Raw genomic sequence first — 22,772 nt, forward strand, 5'->3', positions numbered from 1 at the left:
GATGGCAGGGAGCCGCAGGCTCCAAGGCGGGGCCGTCCGGTCCACCTGAGAGTCCATCGAGGAGTACGGCATGAAGCAAGCATTCCGAAGGGTCGGGCACGGAATCGCGCTCGGCGTCGCGACAGTCGGGCTGGCGGCCGGCGTGGCGGCGGCACCTGCCGCCGCCAGTGCCGAGCAGATCCGACAGACCATCTCGGACGGTACCGACGTGTGGCTGGACATCTCCGCGCCGGCCCAGATGTGGCAGGACATGCGCATCCAGGCGAACGTCTGGCTGGACATCTGACCCTGTCCGGCTCCGCCGGCACAGCATCCGCGCCCCGGCCCGTCCGGCGCTAGGCCGGCACCGCCCAGGACGCCTCGGCCGCCTCCATCTCTGGCACCCCCGTGCGGAGGCGGCCGAGGTCCGGGCCGGGCCGCTCCAGCCACCGATCGCCTTCGGTCCGTCCCTTCCCGTCCGAGTAGAGGTCCCATGGCAGGTTCGACGTTCCCGGCGCTCCGCCGTGCGGTCGCGGTCGCCGCGCTGCTCGGTCAGCTCGCCGTCTCCGCACAGGTGCTCGGACCCGGCAACCCGGCCGCCGCCGCGCCGCCGGACGCGGTCGGCAGCGGACGGTTGGTCACCGTCACACCACGGCTGATCGCCCAAGCGGCGACCATCCCGGCGAACGGCACGGTGACCCTCGACGTCGACCAACTCGGTGCCGGGGCGGCCGGGGCGGCCGTGACGGTGAGCGCCCGGTCCGACGCGGCGGGCACGCTGGCGGCGTACCCGGCCGACGTGACGGCGCCGGTCGGGGTCGCGCTCGACCTCAACGCGGGACGGTGGTCGCGCGGGGCCGGGATCGTCGGCGTCGACGGCCAGGGACGGTTCAGTCTGACCAACCGGACCGGCGCGGTCGCGACCGTCTCGGTCGAGGTCGGCGGCTATCTCACCGCGACACCGGACCCGCAGGCGGGGGCGCTCACCCCGATCGGTCCGGTCCGGGTCGCGGCCAACCTGACGGTACCGGCGAACGGCGCCGCCACCGTCACCCCGGCCGGCTCCGGCCTGCCGACGACCGGCGTGACCGCGTTGGCGCTCGCCGTCTCCGCGACCGCGACCGCCGCCGGTCAGCTCACCGTGCACCCCGCCGGATCGGCGGCGACGATGCCACAGCTCGAACTGGTGGCCGGCCAGCCGGCGACCGCGCACGCGCTGGTACGTCCCGGCGCCGCAGGCGCGCTGACCGTCACCAACACCAGCACCGCCCCGGTGACCGTCGACCTGTACGCGAACGGCTACTACGCCCCCGCCCTGGCCACGGCGCCCGGCCTGGCGGTGGTGCCGATCCCGCCGGCCCGGGTCCGGGACGCCCTCTCGGTGAGCGCCTTCGGCACCGTCGACGTTCCGGTGGCCGGTGTGGCCGGTGTGGCCGGCGTACCCGGCGATGCCGGCGGGGTCTGCCTGGTGCTGCACACCGAGCCGACCTCGACCCGGTCGGTGCCGTTGACGGTGTACCCGACGGGCGCCAGCCGGCCCAACGGGGTCAGCGCCACCACGCTGCCGGCACTGCGCGCGGGCGTGGCCGGATACGTCCGGCTCGGCACCAACGGCAGCGTCCGGGTCTACAACGGCAGCTCAGTCGCCGCCCGGGTGGCCCTCGACGTGACCTGCCACCTGCGCAACCCGCGCCCGATCCCGGCCCCGACCAACGTCACCGCCACCGGTGGGGACGGCTACGTCGCCGTCGCCTGGACACCGTCGGCCAGTGACGCCCCGCTGTCGCAGTACACCGTCACCGCCAGCCCCGGCGGCCGGACGGTGACCGCCGCCGGGAACACCGCCGGTGCGATCGTGGCCGGGCTGACGAACGGCACGGCGTACACCTTCACGGTCGTCGCACACAGTGGCACCCGGCAGTCGCCGCCGTCGGTGCCGACGAGCCCGACGACGCCGGGGCCGCCGCCGACGCTGAGCGCCCCGTTCGTCACCTACGTGTACCCCAGGGACTCGGCGGTACGGGTGAGCTGGGCCGCGCCACCCGACGGCGCGGACAGCGTGACCGGTTACCGGGTCCGGGCCGTGCCCGGGGGCCAGGAGGTGACCGTCGCGGGTACGGTCACCGAGACGGTGGTCACCGGGCTCACCAACGGCACGGCGTACCGGTTCACGGTCACCGCCGCCAACGCCAACGGCACCGGGGCGACGTCGTTCCCCTCCGAGTACGTCACGCCGTACGCCGCCGACGTCCCGCTGCGCCCGGCCGGCCTGCTCACCGTCGCCCTGGACCGCCGCGTCGACGTGCAGTGGGTCGCGCCCGTCGACGGCGGCGCCCCGATCACCGGGTACACCGTCACCGCCGAGCCCGGTGGACACCGGGTCGCCGTACCCGCCGACACCACGGTCACCCGGGTCGACGGGTTGACCAACGGCACCGCGTACACCGTCCGGGTCACCGCCACCAACAAGGCCGGCACCGGGGAGGCCGCCGAGGCGACCGTAGTCCGGCCGAGCGCGTCCCGGGCCCCCGACGCCCCGGTCGACCTGCGGGCCAGCGTGCTGGCGACCGGCACCGTCGAGGTGGCCTGGGCACCCCCGGTCGACGTCGGGACCAGCGCGATCACGTCGTACCGGGTGATCGCCGACCCGGGCGGCGCCACCGTCACCGCGACCGGCCCGACGGCCCGGATCGGCGGGCTCGACCCGGCGACCGGCTACACCTTCACCGTCACCGCGACCAACGCGGCCGGCACCGGCCCGGCGGCGACGACCAGCCGGCCGGTCCGCCCCGCGCTCCAGATCAGGACCGCACCCCGGACGCTCACCCCGGCCGAACTCGGCACCCTCGCCGCGGTCGAGGGCGACTCGACGCTGGTCTTCGCCGACCCGCCCGCGTCGCTGACGGCACTGCGCAACGGAACCATCCTGGCCGTGCCGCCGCAGCGGCAGGCACCCCGGGGCCTGCTCCGGACGGTCACCGCGCTGGCGCAGGACGGCAACCTGCTCCGGGTCTCCACCCGGCAGACGCCGCTGACCGACGTCTTCGCCGAGGGTGAGCTGAACGCGACGACGAACCTCGGCGACTCCGACGTCGAGGACCTGCTCGGCGGCTCGCCGGGGCTGCGCCGCAAGCAACCCACCATCGGGGGCCGGACGCTCGACCAGGGCGCGCGGCGGGCCGGCGCAGGGGTGGACATCGGAATCCGGGACGGCCACTTCATCGTGGAACTCAACTGGGCGTCCAGTTACCAGGGGCAGGACCCGCTGGGCAACGCGGGCAAGGCCCCGCCGGTCGGCGGCAAGTTCGAACTCCAGCTCGACCTGGATCCCGAGATCGACAACTCGATATCCGTCTCGTTGACCGACGGGGTACGGTCGCACCACCGCAACCTGGTCATCATGAAGGCCGAGTTCCGCGGCAAGGTCGGCGTGTTGCTCGACCGGCAGTTCGAGTGGGGCAACCTCGGGCTCAAGGTGCCCTGCGTGACCGTTCCGGTCGGCCCGGTGCCGGTGGTGGTCTGCCCCGAACTCGGCCTCGCCCCGGCCCTTGACCTCCAGGGCTCGTTCGGGCTCAGCGGCGCCGTCGGCATCGCCCGGACCCTCGGCGCCGAGATGGTGACACACAACGGTGTCGTGACGGCGACGAACGGCATCAACGACAGTTACGCCCCGGCCCGGTACAACCTCGACCCGTACGGCGACGGCAGCATCACGTTCGCGTTCCGGACGACCCTGGTGGTGTACCTCTACAACACGGCCGGGCCGGGACTGTCGCTGCGTCCCTACATCCAGGGCAGGTTCGACACCACCCAGAATCCGTGGTGGGAACTGCGGCTCGGGATCACCATCGGGGTGTTCCTGGAGAGCCGGGAGTTCTTCGGCAAGAAGATCGAGTTCCGCAGGGACGACCTGGTCAACTTCTTCCTCACCATCGCCCAGGCCGACGGGCCGTTCCGTGGGCTGACACTCGATCCGGAGAAGGCGACCGTGCAGCCCGGCCAGCCGCAGCAGTTCCGGGCGGCGGCCACCGGCTGGCCAGGTGGCGCGCCGGTGACCTGGCGGGTGGTTTCCGGGCCGGGCGGCGTCACCGCCGACGGGGTGTTCGTGTCACCGCTCGCCGGTCTCGCGGTCGTCGAGGCGCGCAGCGACGCCGGGGTACTGGGCGAGATGACCGGCCGGGCACAGGTCCTCGTGGACGGCGTCAGCGTGCCCAGCCCACCTCTCGAACCGAGAGCGGCATCCGCGCCGTCGGCCGCCGACGTGTCGTGGCAGCCGCCGGAGACGGACGGCCGGTCGCCGATCACCGACTACGCGGTGGTGACCCTGCCGGACGGTCCGACCACGTACGTCCCGGGCGACCGGACCAGTGTCCGGATCGGAGGGCTGACCCCGTTCCGTCCGTACCAGTTCACGGTCTATGCCGTCAACGCGTCCGGCCGCAGCGCCGCGTCGCTGCCGACCGCACCGGTGGTGCCGACCGCCGCACTGCGACCCGACGGCGACGTGTTCAACGTCGCGGTCGATCCCGCCGGAATCCCGGACAGCACCCGGGTCGCCGGCAGCCAGGGCGTCGCGGTCTCCGGCGACGGCCGGTACGTCGTCTTCGGCACCAGCGTGTGCAGCAACCTCGCGCCGCCGGAGGTCCGTACCGGCTGCGCGGCCGGCGGCAACGTGCTGCTCCGCAAGGACCTCGTCACCGGCGAGCTCAGGCTGGCCAGCCGGCAGCGGGACGGCCGGACCCCGGCGACGTTCGTCGGCGCGGCCAGCTTCGACGTGAACCGCGACGGGAACCGGGTGCTGTTCGTCCGCACTCCCGAGGTACCCACGGGGCAGGCCGAACTGCTCGTGCACGACCTGGACACCGGCACCACCGCCTTCCTCGGGTTGACCGCCGGGCGGTATCCGCAGGGCATGGCGTCGCCGGTCAGGATGATCCGGGACGGTCTCGGCGCGGTCTATTCGGTGGGTGCGCTCCAGGGGGAGGCGTTGTACCTGGCGACCGGCCCCGGCGAGCCGACGCTGCTGCCCTGCCCCCGGAACGCGGACAACCTGTTCCCGTGCAACCGGTTCGACGTCGACGAGGCGGGCGCGACCGTGGTACTCGCCAGCGCGGGGCAGGCGTACCGGATCGACGTGGCGAGCGGGACACGGACGCTGCTGAATCCGGAGACCGAGGAGATCGAGCGGATCCACACCTCGCTGAACCACATCCGGATCTCCCGGGACGGCACCGCGATCACCTGCTCCTGGATGTACACCGATCCGGGCGACGCGCGGGACCTCGACGGGCTGGCCCGCGCCCCGGCCGCTGCCGCCGCCGTCTATCCGACGGACGTGGTACTGCCCAACGGCTTCGGGCGCCGGCACGAGCCGATCGGGATCAGCGCGGACGGCCGGACCATCCTCTACCAGCAGCTCACCGTCTACGACCTGGAAGAGGGCGACCATCTGCGGGTCCTCGACGCCGACCGGGGCGACTGGTACGACGTCGCCGCCGGACTCACCCCGGACAGGGTGGACCTGGCGGACGCGGAGTTGGCCGACAACGGCAGCCTCGTCGTGCTGCCGTACGACGACGAGGAGGACGGTGCCGTGCTCGCCCAACGGCTGAGGTGAGTGAAGCCCGCGACGGCTGACATGCGCGAAGCCCGCAGCGGCCGAGGTCAGTTGAGGCCCGCAGCGGCTGAGGTGAGTGGCGGTCGTCGTTCTGGTGGCCACCGGAGCAGCGGGGGTGCGGTCGGGCCGGTCGGCGGTCGGTTCCGGGGCGCCGGTGGTCGGCGAGGGGGCGGGTGACCGGGTGGGCGCCCTGGTCACCCGCCCCGTGCCGGCTACTTGTCGTCGGCGAGCGCGACCAGTGCGCTGGCGGTGCGGAAGTACTGGCTGCGGCCGAGGTCGCCGATGGTCTTGATGCCCAGGGCCTCCTTGAGGTGGGTCGCGGCCCGCTCGCTGACGCCGGCCAGCGCGGCGACCGGGGCGTCGACGAGTTCGGCCACGCTCTTGTCCTGGTAGTCCTTGTCGACCAGCTTGGCGAGGTTGGCGGTAACCGGCACGGATGCTCCCATTCGATGATCGGTCCGGCACGGCGCCGGATCCGGCCAGCATTGTTCCAGAGAGGACAGACCGGGCATCGGCCGGATCATGAACTCGGCGGAGCCGTCGGATGGCCGATGTCGGTACCCGCCGTCGATCCGCTGCCCGGAACGCCGCGCGGATTCGGGGGCCGCAGCACGTTGGCGGTGAGCCGGGCCAGTTCGGCGTCCCGGTCGGCCCGTTGGCGCGGCCAGCCCGCCGCGTCCGGCCGGCGCTGCCAGGGCAGCGGCCCGGCCGGCGGCCGGTACTCGACGCCGAGCGCGTCCAACCGGCCCAGGTGCGTACGCAGCCGGTCGTCGAACCCGTCCGTGCTGCCCGCCGGTGACCAGACCGCCTCGGCGAACCCGGAGAGCCGAGGAAAGGCCAGGTAGTCGAGGGTGCGCGGACTGTCGGCGTGCTCGGTCCACAGGTTGCACTGCGCCCCGACGATCCGGTGCCGCAGCTCGGCCGGGAGTTCGGGCGGTACCGGCTCGAAGGCGCGTACGTCCGCCACGGTGAGCACGGTGCCGACCGGGATCGGCTCGTCCGGCCGGTCCGACTGCCGGTAGTCCAGGTAGGCCGAGGTGTCCCAGCAGGCCACCACGTCGTGCCCGGCCCGGGCCGCCGCGACCGCCACCGCCGGCCCCCGCCAGGCGGCCACGGTGGCCCGCTCGGGCAGGCCACCCTCCAACACCTCGTCCCAGCCGAACAGCGTCCGCCCGCCGGCCGCCAGATGTTGCTGGAGTTGCCGGACGAACCAGCTCTGCAACTCGTCCTCGTCGCGCAGTCCCAGCTCGCGGCGGCGCTGTCGGGCGGCCGGGCTGGCCCGCCACTCGGACTTGTCGCACTCGTCGCCGCCGATCCCGACGTGCCGGCTCGGAAACAGCTCCGTCACCTCGTCCAGTACGTGCCGGACGAAGTCGAGGGTCGCGTCGGAGACGTTCAGCACCCGGCGGGAGATCCCCCACCGGGTCGAGACCGCCACCGGCTCGTCGGGGTCGTTGCCGAGTTCCGGGTACGCCGCCAGCGCGGCCTGGGTGTGCCCCGGCAGGTCGATCTCGGGTACGACGGTGACGAACCGCTCCGCCGCGTACCCGACGATCTCCCGGATGTCGTCCTGGGTGTAGTACCCGCCGTGCGGCCGGCCGTCGAAGCGCTCGTGCTGGCGCGAGCCGACCATCGACTCGGGCCGCCAGGCGCCGACCTCGGTCAGTCGGGGGTAACGCCGGATCTGCACCCGCCAACCCTGGTCGTCGGTGAGGTGCAGGTGCAGCACGTTCAGCTTGTGCGCGGCGAGCAGGTCGACGAAACGCAGCACCCCGGCGACCGGCAGGAAGTGCCGGGCCACGTCGAGCATGCAGCCGCGCCAGCCGAACCGGGGCGCGTCGGTGATCTCGACCGCCGGCACCGTCCACGGACCGGCCCCGACCCGGGAACGCCGGTGCACGGCCGGCGGCAGCAACTGGAGCAGTGTCTGCGTACCGTAGAAGACCCCGGCCGGGGCGCCACCGGTGACGGTGATCCCGTCGGGGCGTACCCGCAGGTGGTAGCCCTCGGCGGGCAGTGCCGGGTCGACGGCGAGCGAGATGGTGCCTCCTCCGGCGACGGCGCCACCCCCGTTGCGAGCGCCGTCGCCGGAGGAGGGGTCGGGCCGGCCCTCGCCGGAGGGAAGATCCGGCAGGGGCAGGCCGGTGGAGCGGGTCAGCGTCTCCCGGAGCAGCCGGGCGACCCCGCCGGACGCCGGATCGGCGCGCAGCGCCGTGGCCGGGCCGAGGATGAAGACGCCCTCTCCACCGTGGACGGTGACCGGGCGGGGCAGCAGGGAGTTCACTCCTTCACCGCCCCGCCGAGACCCGAGACCAGCCGGCGGCGGACGAAGACGAAGAAGACCAGCACCGGTACGGTCATCAGGGTGGAGGCGGCCATGATGCCGCCCCAGTCGTTCTCGTCCGGCTTGAAGAAGACCAGCAGCGCGGCCGGCAGGGTCTGGTTCTCGGTGGCGCTGATGATGAAGGTCTTGGCGAACAGGAAGTCGTTCCAGGCGGTGATGAAGGAGAAGACGCTGGTCGCGGCGAGACCGGGCGCGATCAGCGGGAACAGGATCCGCCACAGGATGGTGAACCGGGACGCGCCATCCATGATCGCCGCCTCCTCCACCTCCGGCGGCACCGCCGCGACGAAGCCGCGCAGCATCCAGATCGCGAACGGCAGGCTGAAGGCCAACTGCACCAGCACCAGCGAGCCGAGGGTGTTCAGCCCGACCCCCGGCACCGTCCGGCCGAGGTCGCGGATCTGGAAGAAGAGCGGGATGCTCAGCGCCTCGACCGGCACCATCTGGGCGATCAGGAACATCACCAGCATGGTGCTGCGGCTGCGGAACCGGTAGCGGGTCAGCGCCACCGCGGCCAGGAAGGCGACCAGCGCGCTCAACGCGACCACGGCCAGCGCCACGACCAGGCTGTTCAGGAAGTACCGGCCGAAGCCGCTCACCCCGAGCGCCGAGCGGAAGTGGTCCAGCGTCGGATGCAGGGTCCACGGGCGCGGATCGGCCGACAGGATCTCGCCGTTCGGTTTCAGCGCCGACAGCACCATCCAGTAGATCGGAAAGACCGTGACCAGCGCGACCAGGATCGCCACCGTGTCTGCAACGCGACGACGCATTAGAGCACCTCCCCGGTGCGGCGCAGGGCGCGCAGGTAGAAGAGGGTGACCACCAGCAGGATCAGCGTCATCACGATGCCGATCGCCGACCCCAGGCCGTACTGGGAGGAGGCGAACGCCTTCTGGTACGCGTACACGTTGAGCACCATGTTCTGGCCGGCGATGCCGCCGCCCCGGGTCATCACGTAGATCTGGGTGAACACCTTGAAGTCCCAGATGATCGACTGGATCACCACGATCGCGATCAGCGGCCGGAGCATCGGGGCGGTGACCCGGCGGAACGCCGTCGCCGCGCTCGCGCCGTCCAGGGCCGCCGCCTCCAGCACCGACGGCGGGATCGCCTGGATGCCGGCGTACAGGGTGATCATCACGAACGGGAACGAGTGCCAGACCACCACCGCGCCGACCAGGGCGAAGGCCACCGTGCGGTCGTAGAGCCAGTTGTGGCCGTCCAGCCCCAGCACCTCGTTGACCAGGCCGAGGTTGCTGTCGAAGAGGAACATCCAGACCACGGAGCCGGTCATCGCCGGTGCCGCCCAGGCGGTCAGCGCGGCGTACGACAGCAGGGTCCGGGCGAGTTTGCCGATCCGGGTCATCAGCACCGCCAGCGCGGCGCCGAGGGCGAGCGTCACCAGCACACAACCGGCGGCGAAGACCACCGTCTGGCCGAGCACGGTCCAGAACGCCGGATCGGCGAAGAGGGTACGGAAGTTGCCCGCCCCCACGAACCGCGCCGGCTCGCCGCCACTGACCTGCGGCTGCCCGTAGTCGAACAGTGACAGCAGGCCGAGCTGGTAGAGCGGGTACGCGAACATCGGCACCAGCACGGCGAGCGCCGGCAGCAGCAGCCACAGGGGCATCAGCCGCTGCTGCCGGCGGATCGTTGCGGACGACGGCACCGGTGACTACTTCCCGAACGCCGCGGTGATCTGGGTGTTCGCCTCGGCCGCCGCCGCGTCGACGGTCGCCTTACCGGTGATCACCTTTTGCAGCATGGTCGGCAGGATCTTCTCGGCGTCGATGGTGGTCCACGCCTTGTCGACCGGGACGAACTTGGTGCCCGCCTCCATCGTGTCGACGAACGGCTTCAGGAACGGCTCCTTGGCGATCACCTCGGCCCGGCCGGACTTCATCGCCGGCACGAAGCCCATCGCGTCGTACAGCTTCAGGGTGTACTTCTTGCTGGCCAGCAGTTGCATGAACTCGACCGCCAGGCTGCGGTGCGTGGTGGACCGGAACACCCCGAGGCTGCTGCCGCCGGCGAAGGCGGGCGCGATCGAGCCGGGCTTGGCACCGGGCAGCGGGACCACGGCGTACTTGCCCTTCACCGCACCGGCCTCCACCGCCGAGCGGTTGAAGTTGCCGAGGATTCCCATCCCGGCCCGGCCGGCCGCGAACGCCTCGACGGTGCCGCCGCCGGTCAGGTCGACGCACTGCTGCGCCGGGCAGATCTCCGGACTGAACAGGTCGGTGTACGCCTTGATCCCGGCCTTCGACGCGGGCGAGCCGATCGCACCGGTGTACTTCCCGCCGGAGTTCGTGGCGATGTCGCCACCGGCGTCCCAGACGAACGGCAGCGCACCGAAGGTGTAGAGCCCGCCGACGGCGATGCCGAGCATGTCCTTGCGTTCGGCCCGGATCTTCTTGGCGGCGGTGACCAGTTCGGCGTACGAGGTCGGCGGGGTGAGCCCGAGTGCGGTGAAGACGTCGGTGCGGTAGTACAGCGCCCGCACGCCGATCCACCACGGCACCCCGTACGCCTTGTCGCCGACGGTCACCGTCTGGACCAGGTCGGCCGGCAGGTCGGCGGCCTCGGCCCACTTCCTGTTGTCCTCGGTGACGTCGGCCATCCCGTTCGAGGCGACGAAGTTGGCCAGGTCGGTGTTGCCGACCTCGGTGACGTCCGGCGCGCTCGCCGGGTCGTTCAGCGCACCCTTGTACTTCTCGGCCCGGGTGTCGGTGGCCAGGTAGCTGACGTCGACTTTCACGTCGGAGTTCTTCGCGGTGAACTCGGCGATCGCCTCGTTGACCACCGCCTCCTTGGCGGTCCGGTTGGCCTCGTCGAAGAGCCAGACCCGCAGGGTGCCGGTCCGGCTGTCGGTGCTGTCCGTGGGCGCGTCGGTGGAGGGCGCGCAGGCGCCGGCGCCGAGCGCCAGCGCGAGCAGCGCGGGAAGTGCCAGGAGTTTCCGCATGGGTCAACCTCCGTGTCGGGGGAACTGTTCGGCGAGCCCGTCCGGGCCCACCAGGGGTGGGGTGAAAAGTCGGCGTACCGCGCGGTCCCGGTCGGCCAGCCCGGCACGCTGGGCGTCGGTGAGCGGGATCCACGGCGGCACCGGCTCGGGCAGCCGGGGCGGCAGCAGCCGGCCCGCCCGGTAGGTCAGCTCGGTGACCAGCCGCAGCGGTGCGTACCGGCGCTGCCCGTGCACGTCGACCAGTTCGTGGCGGCCGGATTCGAGGGTGAAGACCGCGACGTCGGCCGGGGCGCCGACCGCCAGCGTGCCGATCCCGTCCGGCAGGCCGAGCAGCCGGGCCGGCCCGACGGTCGCCGCCGCCACCACCTGCGGCAGAGCCATCCCGACCGCCAGCATCTTGGCCATCGTCGTCGGCAGGTCGAAGGCCGGACCGTGCACCGACCGGCTGTGCAGGTCGGTGGAGACCGCGTGCGGCGGCATGTCGGCCGCCAACTGCGCCTCCAGTACGTCGAAGGCGAAGCCCCCGGAACCGTGCCCGAGGTCGAACCGCACCCCCGCCTGGTACGCCTCCTTCGCCGCCGGATCGAAGCCGTCGGGTCCGGCGGCGATTCCGCTGGCGCAGTGCGTGATCAGGTCGCCGGGGCGCAGCAACGGCAGCATCTGTGCCACCGTCGGCGGTGCCGCCCCGATGTGCACCATCACCGGCAGCCCGCACTCCTGAGCCGCCTCAACCGCCCGGCGCAACGGGGCCAGCCCGTGCGTACCGACGTTGTGCCGGTCCATCCGTACCTTGATCCCGACGATCCGGTCCCGGTGTGCGCGTACGGTCGCCACCGCCAGGCCGACGTCGCAGTTGGCGAGTTCCCGGGACTCGCCGACCGGTGCGACCAGCCCGACCGCGGAGATGTTGAGCAGCGCGGGCACCCGGACGGCGTACCGGGCGGAGGCGGCGGCGAAGGCCGGGAACCCGTACGCCCCGGCCGAGCCCGCGTCCACCCAGGTCGTCACGCCGGAGCGCCAGGCCACCGGATCGGGGTCGATACCCCAGTACGTCGCCCCGGGGTGTACGTGCGTGTGCAGGTCGACCAGGCCGGGCGTGACCAGTTTCCCGGCCAGTTCGACCACCTCGGCGGCCCGTTCCCGGGGCAGTTCGGGCGCCACCGCCGCGATCCGGCCACCCCGGACGGCGACGTCGTGCCGCCCCGCCCGGCCGGTACCCGGATCGAGCAGGTCTCCGCCGCGCAGCAGCAGGTCCCAGCGGCCCGGACCGGGGTCCTCGGCCGGTGGCGGGTGCTGTCCGGCGACGGGTTCGGCGCGGTGCCCGCTCATCGGGCCGCCTCGGCGGGGACGGCGGCTCCGCCGTCGACGGCGGAGCCGATCCGCAGCCGGTAGAGCCGGGCCGGCCGGCCCTTGCGGTGCACCTGTGTGCTGCCCTCCACCTCGACCAGTCCCGAGTCGCTCAGCTTGCGGATCAGCCGCCGGCCGCTCGGGTCGGTGATGCCGAGATGCTGGGCCAGGTCGCTGGGGGAGATGGCCCGGCCCTCCAGGGCCCGTTCGATGGCCGAGAGCCGGGACAGCGTGGCCGCGCTCAGCCCGACTTCGCCGGCCAGCCGTTCGAGTTCGGCACCGTGTTCCCGGTAGGTGAAGGCCAGCGCGGCCCCGGCCGGGCTCATCGGACCGATGATGACCCCGCCGTCCTCCACCAGGTACGCGCTCGGCGACTCCTCCTGCTCGGCCCGCGCGACGGCCCGCTCGGCCAGGTGCAGGCAGCTCCGGGCCGAGGCACCGACACCGAAGCCGGCGGCGACCCGGATGCCGAGGGTCTCCTGCGCCTGGTTGAGCGCGGGCAGTGACACCCAACTGTTGGTCGCCTGCTCGAAGAGCGCCTGGTGGGCGAAGACCACCACGCCGCGCCGGCCCCGGTTGTCGATCCAGGCGTCGCCGAACTCTGGCGTGTTCAGCAGCAGGTTCATCAGCCCGACCCGGGCCCGGTCCAGGTCGAGCTGCGGACCGGCCCGGCCGACCAGGAAGATGCCGGCGGCGAAGCGCAGCGCACTGGCCTGTTTGGACTGCACCTGGAGGGCCAGCTCGTGCAGTTGGGCCCGCAGGGTGGCCGGTCCGGGCAGCCCGCCGAGCACCGGAGTGCTCTGCCGTAGCTCGGCCGCGACGGCGGTACGCAGGCTGATCACGTAGTCGGCGCCGGTCCGGGCCAGCGCCGCCCGGTGGAACGCGACGATCTCGGCCACGCTCTGCTCCGGGTCGTACGGCAGGCAGGTGATCTGCGCCGGGTCGAGTTCCAGGGCCCGGGCCACCTCGTCCACGGTCTGGCTGTCGTAGGTGTCGACGCTCACCGGGGTGGGCCGCCAGCCCCGGGCCAGCGCCTTGAACAGTGCCAGCGACAGGTCCAGCCCGGCCGAGCGCAGGATGGCCACCGGCAGGTCGGCCGGGAGCAGATCACGGCACTTCGCGTACGGGACCGGGCCGAGCAGCAGGCCGTCGACGCGTTGCCGGGCGAGCGAGCCGTCGACGAGTTCCCGGACCGCGTCCTCGTGCTCGTAGACGATCCACTCCAGCGTCACCCCGGCCAGCGTCCGCGCCGCGTCCTCGAAGACGGCGCGATGGCTGGCGTGGATGACGAGACCGATCACCATCCGGCTCCCCAGGTTCGAAAATGGTCCGTTAACGGTGGCGCGGTTAGCCTGGCTCTTCCTGCCCTTCCTCGTCAAGACGTTGACGAGAACGGCTCGTGTCCGGCAGGCTGAGCAGCTAACAGCGAGCCACATCCGAACCTGCCACGGGGGACAGCCGGTGCGCCACGACCAACTCGACGAGCCTGCGCTCGACTGGCGGGCCAAGGGGTTCTGGCAGCCCGACCCGCCGGTCCCGGACGCGGTGTTCGCCGCCGCCGGGCATTCCCTGTTCGGCGGTGCCGTCACCTGGCCGGTGCTGGCCGTCCGGCGCTCCGCCGTCGCGCACAACGTCGCCACCATGGCCGACTTCTGCACCCGGCACGGGTTCTCGTTCGCGCCGCACGGCAAGACCACCATGGCGCCGTCGCTCCTCGACGCCCAGTTGGCCGCCGGTGCCTGGGCGATCACCATGGCCACCGCCAGCCAGTTGCTCGCCTGCCGCGCCCTCGGCGTACCCCGGGTGCTGCTCGCCAACGAACTGCTCGATCCGACCCCGCTGCGCTGGCTGGCCGGCGAACTCGACCGGGGTTTCGAGGCGTACTTCTTCGTGGACTCGGTTGCCGGGGTGGAGGCGATCGCCACCGCCCTCGCCGACCAGCCCGGCGAAGCGCCGTTGCGGGTACTCGTCGAACTCGGCTTCCCCGGCGGTCGGGCCGGCTGCCGCACCGTCGAGCAGGTGGTCGAGGTGGCCGAGGCGGTCGCCGCGACCCCCCGGGTACGCCTCGACGGCGTCGCCGGCTACGAGGGCGGGTTGCCGGACGATGCGGCGGTGACGGCGTACCTGCGGCGGCTCCGCGCGGCGGCGACCGAGCTGGCCCGTCGTCGGCTGGTCGGCCCCGAGGTGCTGGTCAGCGCCGGTGGTAGTGCCTGGTTCGACCTGGTGGCCGAGGAACTCGGCGGCGACTGGCTGGCCGGCCACGACCTACGGGTGGTGCTGCGCAGCGGTGCCTACGTCACCCACGACCACGGTTTCTACGCCGAGCACACCCCGTTCCACCGGATCCCCGGCGAGGGTGGGCTGGACGCCGCCCTGGAACTCTGGGCGCAGGTCACCTCCACTCCGGAGCCGGGGCTGGCGATCGTCGGCATGGGCAAGCGGGACGCGTCGTACGACGAGGGCCTGCCGGTGCCGCTGCGGGTCCGGCGTCGCTCCGGCGAGGTGCACGCCGTCGAGGGGATGTCCGTCGACCGGCTCAACGACCACCACGGATATCTCGCGGTGCCGCCCGGCGTCGAGGTCCACCCCGGTGACCTGGTCTGTTTCGGCATCTCCCATCCGTGCACCGCCTTCGACAAGTGGCGAGCGATGCCGGTGGTCGACGACGACCACGTCATCGTCGACGTGCTGCGCACCTACTTCTGAGCCGCAGGAGGCCGGCCACCGCCGCCCCGGCCTGGTCCGTCGTCCCGTTCGACCACAATCGACGGAAACTTTCCGCAGGGCACGACGAACTTTTGTAGGCCAGAACCAAAGTTGCTGCGTCCTGCCCTTTTCTTCTCGCGGCGCAGCCTCTAGCGTGTGTCTATTCGTAACAGAGACGACCGCTGATCGTCATATCCCGCCCGGGTGGCCGCCCGGAGCAGGAGCCCACGAAGACGTCCGGCCCGGCCACGGCCGCGACGTACGTCCCCGCGCGCCACGAGTGGCACGTGAGCGCGCCCGTCACCTCGACTTCCCCCGGCGTGGGCAGGCACCGGTCCCGTCCGAACTGTCCACCGAAAGCTTCTTGAATCGATACAAGCATGGGTGGCGGAGGCGTCGCCGCCCGGAAAGGTGCAGGACATGGGCACAACGCAGAGTGAATCGCCGATGGACCCGGCGGCCCGACGCCGACTCACCCGGCGGAGCATCCTCGCCGCCTCGGCAGGCGCGGCGGCAGCGCTCAGTGCGGTCGGCGCCAACGTGGTCCGGACCGAGGCCCCCGCCGTCGCGCACGGGCAACTGCGGGCCGAGCCGCTGATCCCCGGACGCAACCGGGGCATCATCCTCTACAGCGTCCGGGACCGCATCTCCGCCGCGCCCGACGACAGCGGCGTGCCGTACGGCTTCGAGCGGGTGCTGGCCCGGATCGCCGAGCTGGGCTACAAGGAGGTGGAGTTCGCCGGCTACACCCAGAACACCCAGATCCTCGGCCGGCAGATCACCCCGGAGGAGATCCGCAAGATCCTCGACGACAACGGGCTGGTCGCCAACGGCACCCACGCCTCGATCAACCCGGCCACCTTCGAGCAGCAGATGGACATCGCCGAAACCCTCGGCATGAAGAACATCGGCACCGGCAGCGACCCGACGAACTCGTCGTACACGTCGGACTGGGACGCGGCGGCCGACGTCTGGAACGAGCTGGGCCGACAGGCCCGCAAGCGGGGACTGCGGCTCTACACGCACAACCACGACGCCGCGTACTCGTTCCTGCTCGACGCGGGGCCGCTGGACGCCAACGGCCGACCGACCCGCTCCTCCGGCACCCGCCGGCTGGAGTACTTCTTCCAGAAGACCGACCCCAGGTACGTCTTCTTCGAGCTGGACATCTACTGGGCCTACGTCGCCCGGTTCAAGCACCAGAAGTACGTCGACCGGTGGGGCCGGGAGAAGACCGACCTGTTCGACCCGATCCTCAACGTGGTCTCGCAGAGCAAGCGGTTCCCGCTGTTCCACGCCAAGGACGGCAACCGGAACAGCGCGCTGGCCAACGGCTACGAGATGATCCCGCTCGGCGAGGGCGACATCAACTTCCAGCAGTTCTTCCAGACCATCGGCGACCCGGAGTTCCGGCACGCCAACTGGGAGCAGGACACCGCGCCCGGCGGCGCGACCAACCCCGGCCAGTCGCTCGACTTCGCCGCGCTCAGCTACACCAACATGTCTGAGCTGACCATCTACCGCCGGTGACCCTCCGGGCGGGACACGGACCGCCGTGTCCCGCCCGCTTCCCGTAACCCCCTACGGCGTGCAGACGGAGGAGCAATGAGGACAAGCAAACGTCGCTGGCTGACCGTGCTGGTGGCGACCGCGACGATCGCCCCGCTGACGGTCCAGGCACCGGCGGCAGCCGTACCGGATCCGGGACCGGGTCCCGGCGGCGTACCCGCCGAGACGCTGGTCGCCGAGGAGAACGGCCCGGCCGCACTCCGCTCGGACGCCCGCGCGCCGCGCGACTACGGCGTACTGGTCTTCACCAAGACGGCGGGCACGCGGCGGGCGTCCATTCCGGACGGGGTCAAGGTGATCCGCGACCTCGGCCAGGAGCACGGCTTCCGGGTCACCGTCAGCCAGGACGCGGCCCAGTTCACCGAGCAGAACCTCGGAAAGTACCGTGCGGTGGTCTTCCTCAACACCACCGGCGACATCCTGAACGCCACCCAGGAGGCGGCGTTCGAGTCCTACGTCAAGGCCGGCGGCGGCTTCGCCGGGGTGCACGCGGCGGCCGAGACCGAGCCGGACTGGGCGTTCTACCAGAGCCTGCTCGGCGCGAAGGCCACCGGCGCCTCCCCGGTCGAGCCCGGCAACATCGACGTCGCCGACCGGGCGCACCCGTCCACCGAGACGGTGCCGCGCACGCTGACCCTGACCGAGGAGTGGTACAACTTCTCCGCCAACGTCCGGGGCGTGTCGCACGTGTTGGCCACCGCCGACGAGCGCAGCTTCGCGGGCGGCACGATGGGCTTCGACCACCCGGTCGCCTGGTGCAAGGACTACCAGGGCGGTCGCTCCTGGTACACCGGGCTCGGCCACTCCATCGAGACCTACCGGTCGAAGCCGTTCACCCGGCACCTGCTCGGCGGGATCCAGTGGGCCGCCGGCGTGGTCGAGGGCGACTGCGGCGCGACGGTGATCGGCAACTACGAGAAGGTCACCCTCAACGACGAGCCGGGCGAACCGATGTCGCTCGCCGTACTTCCGGACGGGCGGGTGCTGCACAACACCCGGGGCGGCCAGGTGCGGCTCTACAACCCGACCAGCGGCGCCAGCCCGGTGATCAACACGATCCCGGTCTACAGCCACGACGAGGACGGGTTGCAGACCATCTCGATCGACCCCGACTTCGCCACCAACAAGTGGGTCTACCTCTACTACTCGCCGCCGCTCTCCACCCCGGTCGACAACCCGGCCACCCCGGGCGTGAACGAGGGCGACGCGCCGGCCACCAGCGCCGACCCGACGGTCTGGGACAAGTTCAAGGGCTACAACCAGCTCTCCCGGGTCAAGTTCGTCGACGGCGAGACCCCGCACCTGGACATGAGCACCGAGCAGCAGATCATGCGGGTGGACGTGGACCGGGGCATCTGCTGCCACGTCGCCGGCAAGGTGAAGTTCGACGGCAAGGGCAACCTCTATCTGATCACCGGTGACGACACCAACGCCGGTGGCTCGGACGGCTTCACCCCGATCAACGAGTCGCCGACCCAGGGCCCGGGCTACGACGCCCAGCGCTCCTCCGGCAACACCAACGACCTGCGCGGCAAGGTGCTCCGGATCAAGGTACGGGCGAACGGCACGTACACCAGCCCGGCCGGGAACCTCTTCCCGGAGGCGCAGGACCACGACAACCGGACCCGTCCGGAGATCTTCCTGATGGGGCTGCGCAACCCGTTCCGGTTCGACGTCGACGCCTCCGGCCGGGTCTACGTCGCCGACTACTCGCCGGACAGCCGCACCTCGAACCCGGCCCGCGGGCCGGAGGGGACCGGCCGGTGGTTCGCCACCAACCAGGCCGGCAACTACGGCTGGCCGTACTGCTACTCGCCGGGCCTGCCGTACGTCGACTTCGACTTCGCCACCCGTACCTCCGGTCAGCCGTTCAACTGCGGCGCCCCGGTGAACGACTCGCCCCGGAACACCGGCCGGACGGTGCTGCCGCCGGTGCAGGACCCGCAGTTCTGGTACACCTACGAGGCGCGTACCCCGTGCCCCGGGGCGTACCTGGAGACGCCGCCGACGAGCTGCGACTTCAAGTGGCCGGTGATCGGGACCGGCGGCGTCGGCCCGCACGGCGGACCGATCTACGACTACGACCCGGAGTCGACCTCGGAGACGAAGTTCCCGGAGTACTACGACAACGCCGTCGCCTTCGGCGAGTTCACCCGGGACAAGATCTTCATGATGCGGACCGACGGCAGGGGCAACCTGACCGGGGTCGAGCAACTGCTGCCCGGCTTCGTCTTCGACAACCCGATGGAGATGGAGTTCGGCCCGGACGGCAGCCTCTACCTGCTCGAGTACGGCGACGGCTTCTTCACCGCCAACCCGGACGCCCAGCTCTCGGTGATCCGGTACGTCAAGGGCAAGCGGTCCCCGGTCGCGGTGCTGAACGCCAGCCCCACCTCCGGGCAGGCCCCGCTGACGGTGAACTTCTCGGCCGTCGGCTCGTACGACCCGGACCCGGGCGAGTCGATCTCCTACGCCTGGGACTTCACCAGCGACGGTACGGTCGACTCGGCCGATCCGAGCACGTCGCACACCTACACCGCGAACGGGACGTACACCGCGCGGTTGACGGTGACCGACTCCAGTGGCAAGACGGGGGTGCTGACCCGGACCATCACGGTCGGCAACACCGCCCCGACGGTGACGGTGACCGGCCCGGTCCCGGGTTCCTTCTTCAACTGGGGTGACCCGGTGCCGTACACGGTGACGGTCACCGACCCGGAGGACGGCACCATCGACTGCTCCCGGGTCACCGTGAGCTTCGTACTCGGGCACGACACCCACGGCCACGAGCACGGCTCGACCACCGGCTGCACCGGGGTGCTCCAGTCCCCGGCCGACGGCGCCGACCACGCCGGCGGCTACCTGTACGGCGGGATCAGCGCCATGTACACCGACCTCGGCGGTGGCGGCCAGCCGGCGCTGACCACGGTGAGCCAGGTCGTCGTGCAGGTGCCCCGGCAGCAGGCCGAGTTCGCCCAGGTGAAGCAGAACGTGACGATCGCCAACACCAGCGACGCCGGTGGCGGTCAGCACGTCAACGGGATCGACGCGGGCGACTCGATCGCGTTCGACCCGATCAACCTGGGTGACGCCAGCGCGGTGACCTTCCGGGTCTCCGGCGGCTCGGCAGCCACCGCCGGTACGCCCCGGGCCACCGTCGAACTGCGGCTCGACTCGCCGACCGGTCCGCTGGCCGGTACCGCCACGCTGAACGCCACGACCGGCAACAACGACTGGTCCAGCCAGACCCTGGCGGTCGACCAGCCGGCCGGCGGGCACCGGCTCTATCTGGTCTTCCAGCCGGTCACCGGCGGCCCGACCACCGGGCTGGTGAACCTCAACTGGGTGGAGTTCACCCCGAAGTAGCCCCGGGCAGCGCGATAGCCCGATTGCCGAGTGGGCCTGAGAGTCATGATCGTGACTCTCAGGCCCACTCGTCTGTGGACCGATCGCCGGCAGGCCGGCCCGCAGCCCCGGCAACCTGGGCGCCCGGATCGTCACCCGGCAGGCCACCGGGTGCCTCGGCCAGCAGTCGGGCGTGCAGCGCCGGGTCGGCGTACCCGAGGAAGCGGCGGGCGGCGACCCAGGCGGCGCCGGCAGCCGGGTCGCCGGCCGGCACGCCGGGTCGACCGAGCCGGGCGGTGAGGCGTTGCTGCACGGCGTCGCGGATCTCCGGTACCCCGGCGAGGATTCCGCCGGCCAGCACCACCGGGCCGGGCACCGGGTGCAGCGACAGCAGCGTCCCGGCGAGCCGCTCGGCGGCGGCGTCCAGGATGGCGACCGCCTCCGGATCCCCGTCCCGGGCCGCTGCACCGACCAACGGCGCCAGCCGGGCCAGCCGCTCACGGCTGCGCCGGTAGATCCGGGTGACGAAGGCGTCCGGGTCGCTCGCGCCGATCTCGGCGGCGACGGCCCGGGTCAGTGGACTGGTCGGCGGGCCACGGTAGAGCGCCCGGGCGGTCGACCGTGCCGCCGCCAGGCCGAGCCAGAATCCCGAGCCCTCGTCGCCGAGCAGCCAGCCGAGGCCGTCCGCGACGCGCCCGACCGTGTCGTCGTGCACCTCGGCGGCGACCGCACCGGTGCCGGCGATCAGCACCGTGCCGCGCGGCGCCGCCGTGCCAGCCGCGAACGCCACCACCGCGTCGCCGACCGGGGACATCGGGCAGGTCAGCCCGAGCCGTGACCACTGTGCTTCGTACCCGGCGGCCACTGCCGGCTCGGCGAGCCGGGAGACGCCGGCCAGCCCGACCACGGCGCCGACCACCCGGGCCGGATCGTGCCCGTGCAGCGCGGCCCGGACGGCCTCGCCGAGCGCGGCGGCGGTCTCGGCCGGGTCGGCGGCCACCGGGTTGCCGGCGCACGCCCTGCCGCGCCCCACGATCCGACCGTCCACGGTGGCCAGTACCACCCGGGTGGCCGTGCCGCCGCAGTCGGCGCCGAGCACGAGCGCATCGACCATGGTGCCGATGGTCGGGGTACCGATCGAAAATGTCAAACCTATTGACTCATGAGCCACTGCGGTCATAACTTTTTTCATCACCTGGATGTCGTGAAAGGAATGTTGATGGAGGAGAGCGGGCTGCTGGGCCGGCTGCGCACCGAGCTGGCCACGCTGCCGGTCGCCCTACAGCGGGTCGCCGAGCAGATCCTGATCGCGCCCGAGGAGACCGCCCGGGCCACGATCATCGACCTGGCCGAGCGGGCCGGCACCTCCACCGCGACCGTGACCCGGTTCTGCCGCGTCTTCGGCTACCGGGGGTACGCCCAGCTCCGGGTGGCGGTGGCCACCGAGATCGGCCGGGCCGCCCAGGCGCGCTGGGACACCGACATCGACCGGGAGATCGGGCCGGACGACCCGCTCGACCACCTGCTCGGGGTGGTGGCCAGCGCCGACGCCCGGGCGATCCAGGACACCGCCGGTCAGGTCGACCTGGCCGCCGTCGACCGGGTCGCCGGAGCCGTCGCGCGGGCCCAGCGCGTCGACCTGTTCGGGCTCGGCAGCTCCGGCAACGCCGCCCGGGAGATGGCGTTCCGGCTGGAACGGATCCGCATCCCGGTCTGGCACCGGGCCGACCCGCACACCGCGCTGACCAACGCCGCCCTGCTCGGCCCCGGCGACGTGGCGATCGGGCTCTCACACAGCGGGCGTACCCGGGAGGTGATCGAGGTGCTGGCCGAGGCGGCCGACCACGGCGCGCTGACCGTCGCGGTCACCTCGTTCCGGCGCTCCCCGCTGGCCGAGGTCGCCGACGTGGTGCTGACCACCGCCGTGCAGGAGACGACGTTCCGGCTGGCCGCGCTCTCCGCGCTGCACTCCCAACTGCTGGTGCTCGACCTGATCTACGTCGCCGTCGCCCAGCGGACCTACCAGCGCACCACCGAGGCGTTCGAGGTGACCGCCCGGGCCGTCGACGCGCACCGGGTGCCGGACGAGTCGCCCCGGACGGCCCGCCGGCCGCTCAAGACCACGGAGGGAACATGACCACCGAGATCGGCGCCGCCGCCTACCTCACCGCCGTCACCGCCGCGATCGACCGGGTCGCCACCACCCAGACCGACGCCGTACGCCGGGCGGCCGACCTGATCACCACCGCGCTGGACCGGGGCGGCGTGGTGCAGGCGTTCGGCTGCGGGCACTCCGAGGCGCTCTCGATGGAGATCGCCGGTCGGGCCGGCGGACTGGTACCCAGCAACCGGATCGCCCTGCGCGACCTGGTGCTCTACGGCGGCGCCGACCGGACCGTCCTCGAAAACCCGCTGCTGGAACGGGACCCGACGGTCGCACACCGGCTCTACGAACTCGCCCCGGTCAAGCCGGACGACGTATTCGTGCTCACCTCCAACTCCGGCGTCAACGGGGTGATCGTCGAATTCGCCCTGCTGGCGAAGGAGCACGGCCATCCGCTGATCGGGATCACCTCACTCGACCACACCACCCGGGTCACCCCGGGGCACCCGTCGGGGCGGCGGCTCGCCGACCTCGCCGACGTCGTACTCGACAACGGGGCGCCGTACGGCGACGCCGCCCTGCCCCTGCCCGGTGGCGGTGCCGTCGGGGCCATCTCCTCGATCACCGGTGCGTTGCTCGCCCAGCAGGTCGTCGCCGAGGTCGTCGCCCGGCTGCTCGACGCCGGTACCCGGCCACCGGTCTACCTGTCCGCGAACGTCCCGGGCGGCCGGGAACAGAACAGCGAGCTAGAGGCGCGGTACGCCGGACGCATCCGGCGCACCGCCTGACGAGAAGAAGG

At 72.2% G+C, this 22,772-nt stretch carries 15 protein-coding genes; 7 read left to right on the forward strand and 8 right to left on the reverse strand.

All coding sequences use genetic code 11. From position 1 onward, the window contains the following. The first annotated feature begins 70 nt into the window (after positions 1-70). Together Pen02_RS15810 and Pen02_RS15815 are read left to right on the forward strand one after the other, a co-directional pair. The gene (locus Pen02_RS15810; RefSeq protein ID WP_203866751.1) at positions 71-286 is read left to right on the forward strand and encodes a hypothetical protein; all 216 of its coding nucleotides are present in this window, start codon (positions 71-73) and stop codon (positions 284-286) included. A gap of 186 nt (positions 287-472) precedes the next feature. Continuing rightward, positions 473-5,596, forward strand: coding sequence for a fibronectin type III domain-containing protein (locus tag Pen02_RS15815; RefSeq protein ID WP_203866752.1), 5,124 nt, complete (start codon positions 473-475; stop codon positions 5,594-5,596). Positions 5,597-5,808: 212 nt separating this feature from the next. On the opposite strand, the gene Pen02_RS15820 is transcribed toward Pen02_RS15815, so the two are convergent. The 7 genes from Pen02_RS15820 to Pen02_RS15850 form a co-directional block, all read right to left on the reverse strand. Continuing rightward, positions 5,809-6,030 carry a hypothetical protein gene (locus Pen02_RS15820; RefSeq protein ID WP_203866753.1) on the reverse strand — a complete coding sequence of 74 codons (222 nt, stop codon included), beginning with the start codon at positions 6,028-6,030 and terminating at the stop codon, positions 5,809-5,811. A gap of 86 nt (positions 6,031-6,116) precedes the next feature. Further along, on the reverse strand, positions 6,117-7,880 hold the full coding sequence (locus Pen02_RS15825) for a beta-N-acetylhexosaminidase (RefSeq protein WP_239140761.1): 1,764 nt from the start codon (positions 7,878-7,880) through the stop codon (positions 6,117-6,119). Next, positions 7,877-8,710, reverse strand: a complete 834-nt coding sequence (locus tag Pen02_RS15830; protein WP_203866754.1) for a carbohydrate ABC transporter permease — start codon at positions 8,708-8,710, stop codon at positions 7,877-7,879. The genes Pen02_RS15825 and Pen02_RS15830 overlap by 4 nt, the downstream gene beginning before the upstream one ends. Further along, on the reverse strand, positions 8,710-9,609 hold the full coding sequence (locus Pen02_RS15835; protein ID WP_239140763.1) for a carbohydrate ABC transporter permease: 900 nt from the start codon (positions 9,607-9,609) through the stop codon (positions 8,710-8,712). Before Pen02_RS15835 ends, Pen02_RS15830 begins: the two co-directional genes overlap by 1 nt. 6 nt (positions 9,610-9,615) lie before the next feature. Beyond that, the gene (locus Pen02_RS15840) at positions 9,616-10,902 is read right to left on the reverse strand and encodes an extracellular solute-binding protein (RefSeq protein ID WP_203866755.1); all 1,287 of its coding nucleotides are present in this window, start codon (positions 10,900-10,902) and stop codon (positions 9,616-9,618) included. A 3-nt stretch (positions 10,903-10,905) separates the two neighbouring features. Continuing rightward, positions 10,906-12,231 (reverse strand): amidohydrolase/deacetylase family metallohydrolase, encoded by a 1,326-nt coding sequence (locus tag Pen02_RS15845; protein WP_203866756.1) that lies wholly within the window; start codon positions 12,229-12,231, stop codon positions 10,906-10,908. Further along, a complete protein-coding gene (locus Pen02_RS15850; protein WP_203866757.1) occupies positions 12,228-13,553 on the reverse strand; it encodes a MarR family transcriptional regulator in 1,326 nt (441 codons plus the stop codon). The genes Pen02_RS15845 and Pen02_RS15850 overlap by 4 nt, the downstream gene beginning before the upstream one ends. A gap of 157 nt (positions 13,554-13,710) precedes the next feature. Here Pen02_RS15850 and Pen02_RS15855 point away from each other — a divergent pair, with 157 nt between their 5' ends. The 3 genes from Pen02_RS15855 (at position 13,711) to Pen02_RS15865 (ending at position 19,890) form a co-directional block, all read left to right on the forward strand. After that, a complete protein-coding gene (locus tag Pen02_RS15855; protein ID WP_239140765.1) occupies positions 13,711-14,955 on the forward strand; it encodes an alanine racemase in 1,245 nt (414 codons plus the stop codon). Between the two features lie 420 nt (positions 14,956-15,375). After that, positions 15,376-16,485 carry a sugar phosphate isomerase/epimerase family protein gene (locus tag Pen02_RS15860; protein WP_239140768.1) on the forward strand — a complete coding sequence of 370 codons (1,110 nt, stop codon included), beginning with the start codon at positions 15,376-15,378 and terminating at the stop codon, positions 16,483-16,485. A gap of 75 nt (positions 16,486-16,560) precedes the next feature. Next, positions 16,561-19,890 (forward strand): ThuA domain-containing protein, encoded by a 3,330-nt coding sequence (locus Pen02_RS15865; protein WP_203866759.1) that lies wholly within the window; start codon positions 16,561-16,563, stop codon positions 19,888-19,890. Between the two features lie 58 nt (positions 19,891-19,948). Here the strand turns inward: Pen02_RS15865 and Pen02_RS15870 are convergent, their stop codons facing one another. Further along, positions 19,949-20,983, reverse strand: a complete 1,035-nt coding sequence (locus Pen02_RS15870) for an N-acetylglucosamine kinase (protein ID WP_203866760.1) — start codon at positions 20,981-20,983, stop codon at positions 19,949-19,951. 99 nt (positions 20,984-21,082) lie between these two features. Between Pen02_RS15870 and Pen02_RS15875 the strand changes: the two genes are divergently transcribed. Together Pen02_RS15875 and Pen02_RS15880 are read left to right on the forward strand one after the other, a co-directional pair. Beyond that, positions 21,083-22,006, forward strand: coding sequence for a MurR/RpiR family transcriptional regulator (locus tag Pen02_RS15875; protein WP_203866841.1), 924 nt, complete (start codon positions 21,083-21,085; stop codon positions 22,004-22,006). After that, positions 22,003-22,761, forward strand: coding sequence for a sugar isomerase domain-containing protein (locus Pen02_RS15880; protein ID WP_203866761.1), 759 nt, complete (start codon positions 22,003-22,005; stop codon positions 22,759-22,761). Before Pen02_RS15875 ends, Pen02_RS15880 begins: the two co-directional genes overlap by 4 nt. The last annotated feature ends 11 nt before the right edge of the window (positions 22,762-22,772 follow it).

Source organism: Plantactinospora endophytica, from assembly GCF_016862915.1.
Taxonomy (GTDB): Bacteria; Actinomycetota; Actinomycetes; order Mycobacteriales; family Micromonosporaceae; genus Plantactinospora; species Plantactinospora endophytica.

Bases quoted from the DNA above. Each gene is read 5' to 3' on its own strand.
- Pen02_RS15810 (WP_203866751.1), top strand. From the start codon at position 71: ATGAAGCAAGCATTCCGAAGGGTCGGGCACGGAATCGCGCTCGGCGTC.
- Pen02_RS15815 (WP_203866752.1), top strand. From the start codon at position 473: ATGGCAGGTTCGACGTTCCCGGCGCTCCGCCGTGCGGTCGCGGTCGCC.
- Pen02_RS15830 (WP_203866754.1), bottom strand. From the start codon at position 8,710: ATGCGTCGTCGCGTTGCAGACACGGTGGCGATCCTGGTCGCGCTGGTC.
- Pen02_RS15840 (WP_203866755.1), bottom strand. From the start codon at position 10,902: ATGCGGAAACTCCTGGCACTTCCCGCGCTGCTCGCGCTGGCGCTCGGC.
- Pen02_RS15845 (WP_203866756.1), bottom strand. From the start codon at position 12,231: ATGAGCGGGCACCGCGCCGAACCCGTCGCCGGACAGCACCCGCCACCG.
- Pen02_RS15850 (WP_203866757.1), bottom strand. From the start codon at position 13,553: ATGGTGATCGGTCTCGTCATCCACGCCAGCCATCGCGCCGTCTTCGAG.
- Pen02_RS15860 (WP_239140768.1), top strand. From the start codon at position 15,376: ATGGGCACAACGCAGAGTGAATCGCCGATGGACCCGGCGGCCCGACGC.
- Pen02_RS15865 (WP_203866759.1), top strand. From the start codon at position 16,561: ATGAGGACAAGCAAACGTCGCTGGCTGACCGTGCTGGTGGCGACCGCG.
- Pen02_RS15870 (WP_203866760.1), bottom strand. From the start codon at position 20,983: ATGGTCGATGCGCTCGTGCTCGGCGCCGACTGCGGCGGCACGGCCACC.
- Pen02_RS15875 (WP_203866841.1), top strand. From the start codon at position 21,083: ATGTTGATGGAGGAGAGCGGGCTGCTGGGCCGGCTGCGCACCGAGCTG.
- Pen02_RS15880 (WP_203866761.1), top strand. From the start codon at position 22,003: ATGACCACCGAGATCGGCGCCGCCGCCTACCTCACCGCCGTCACCGCC.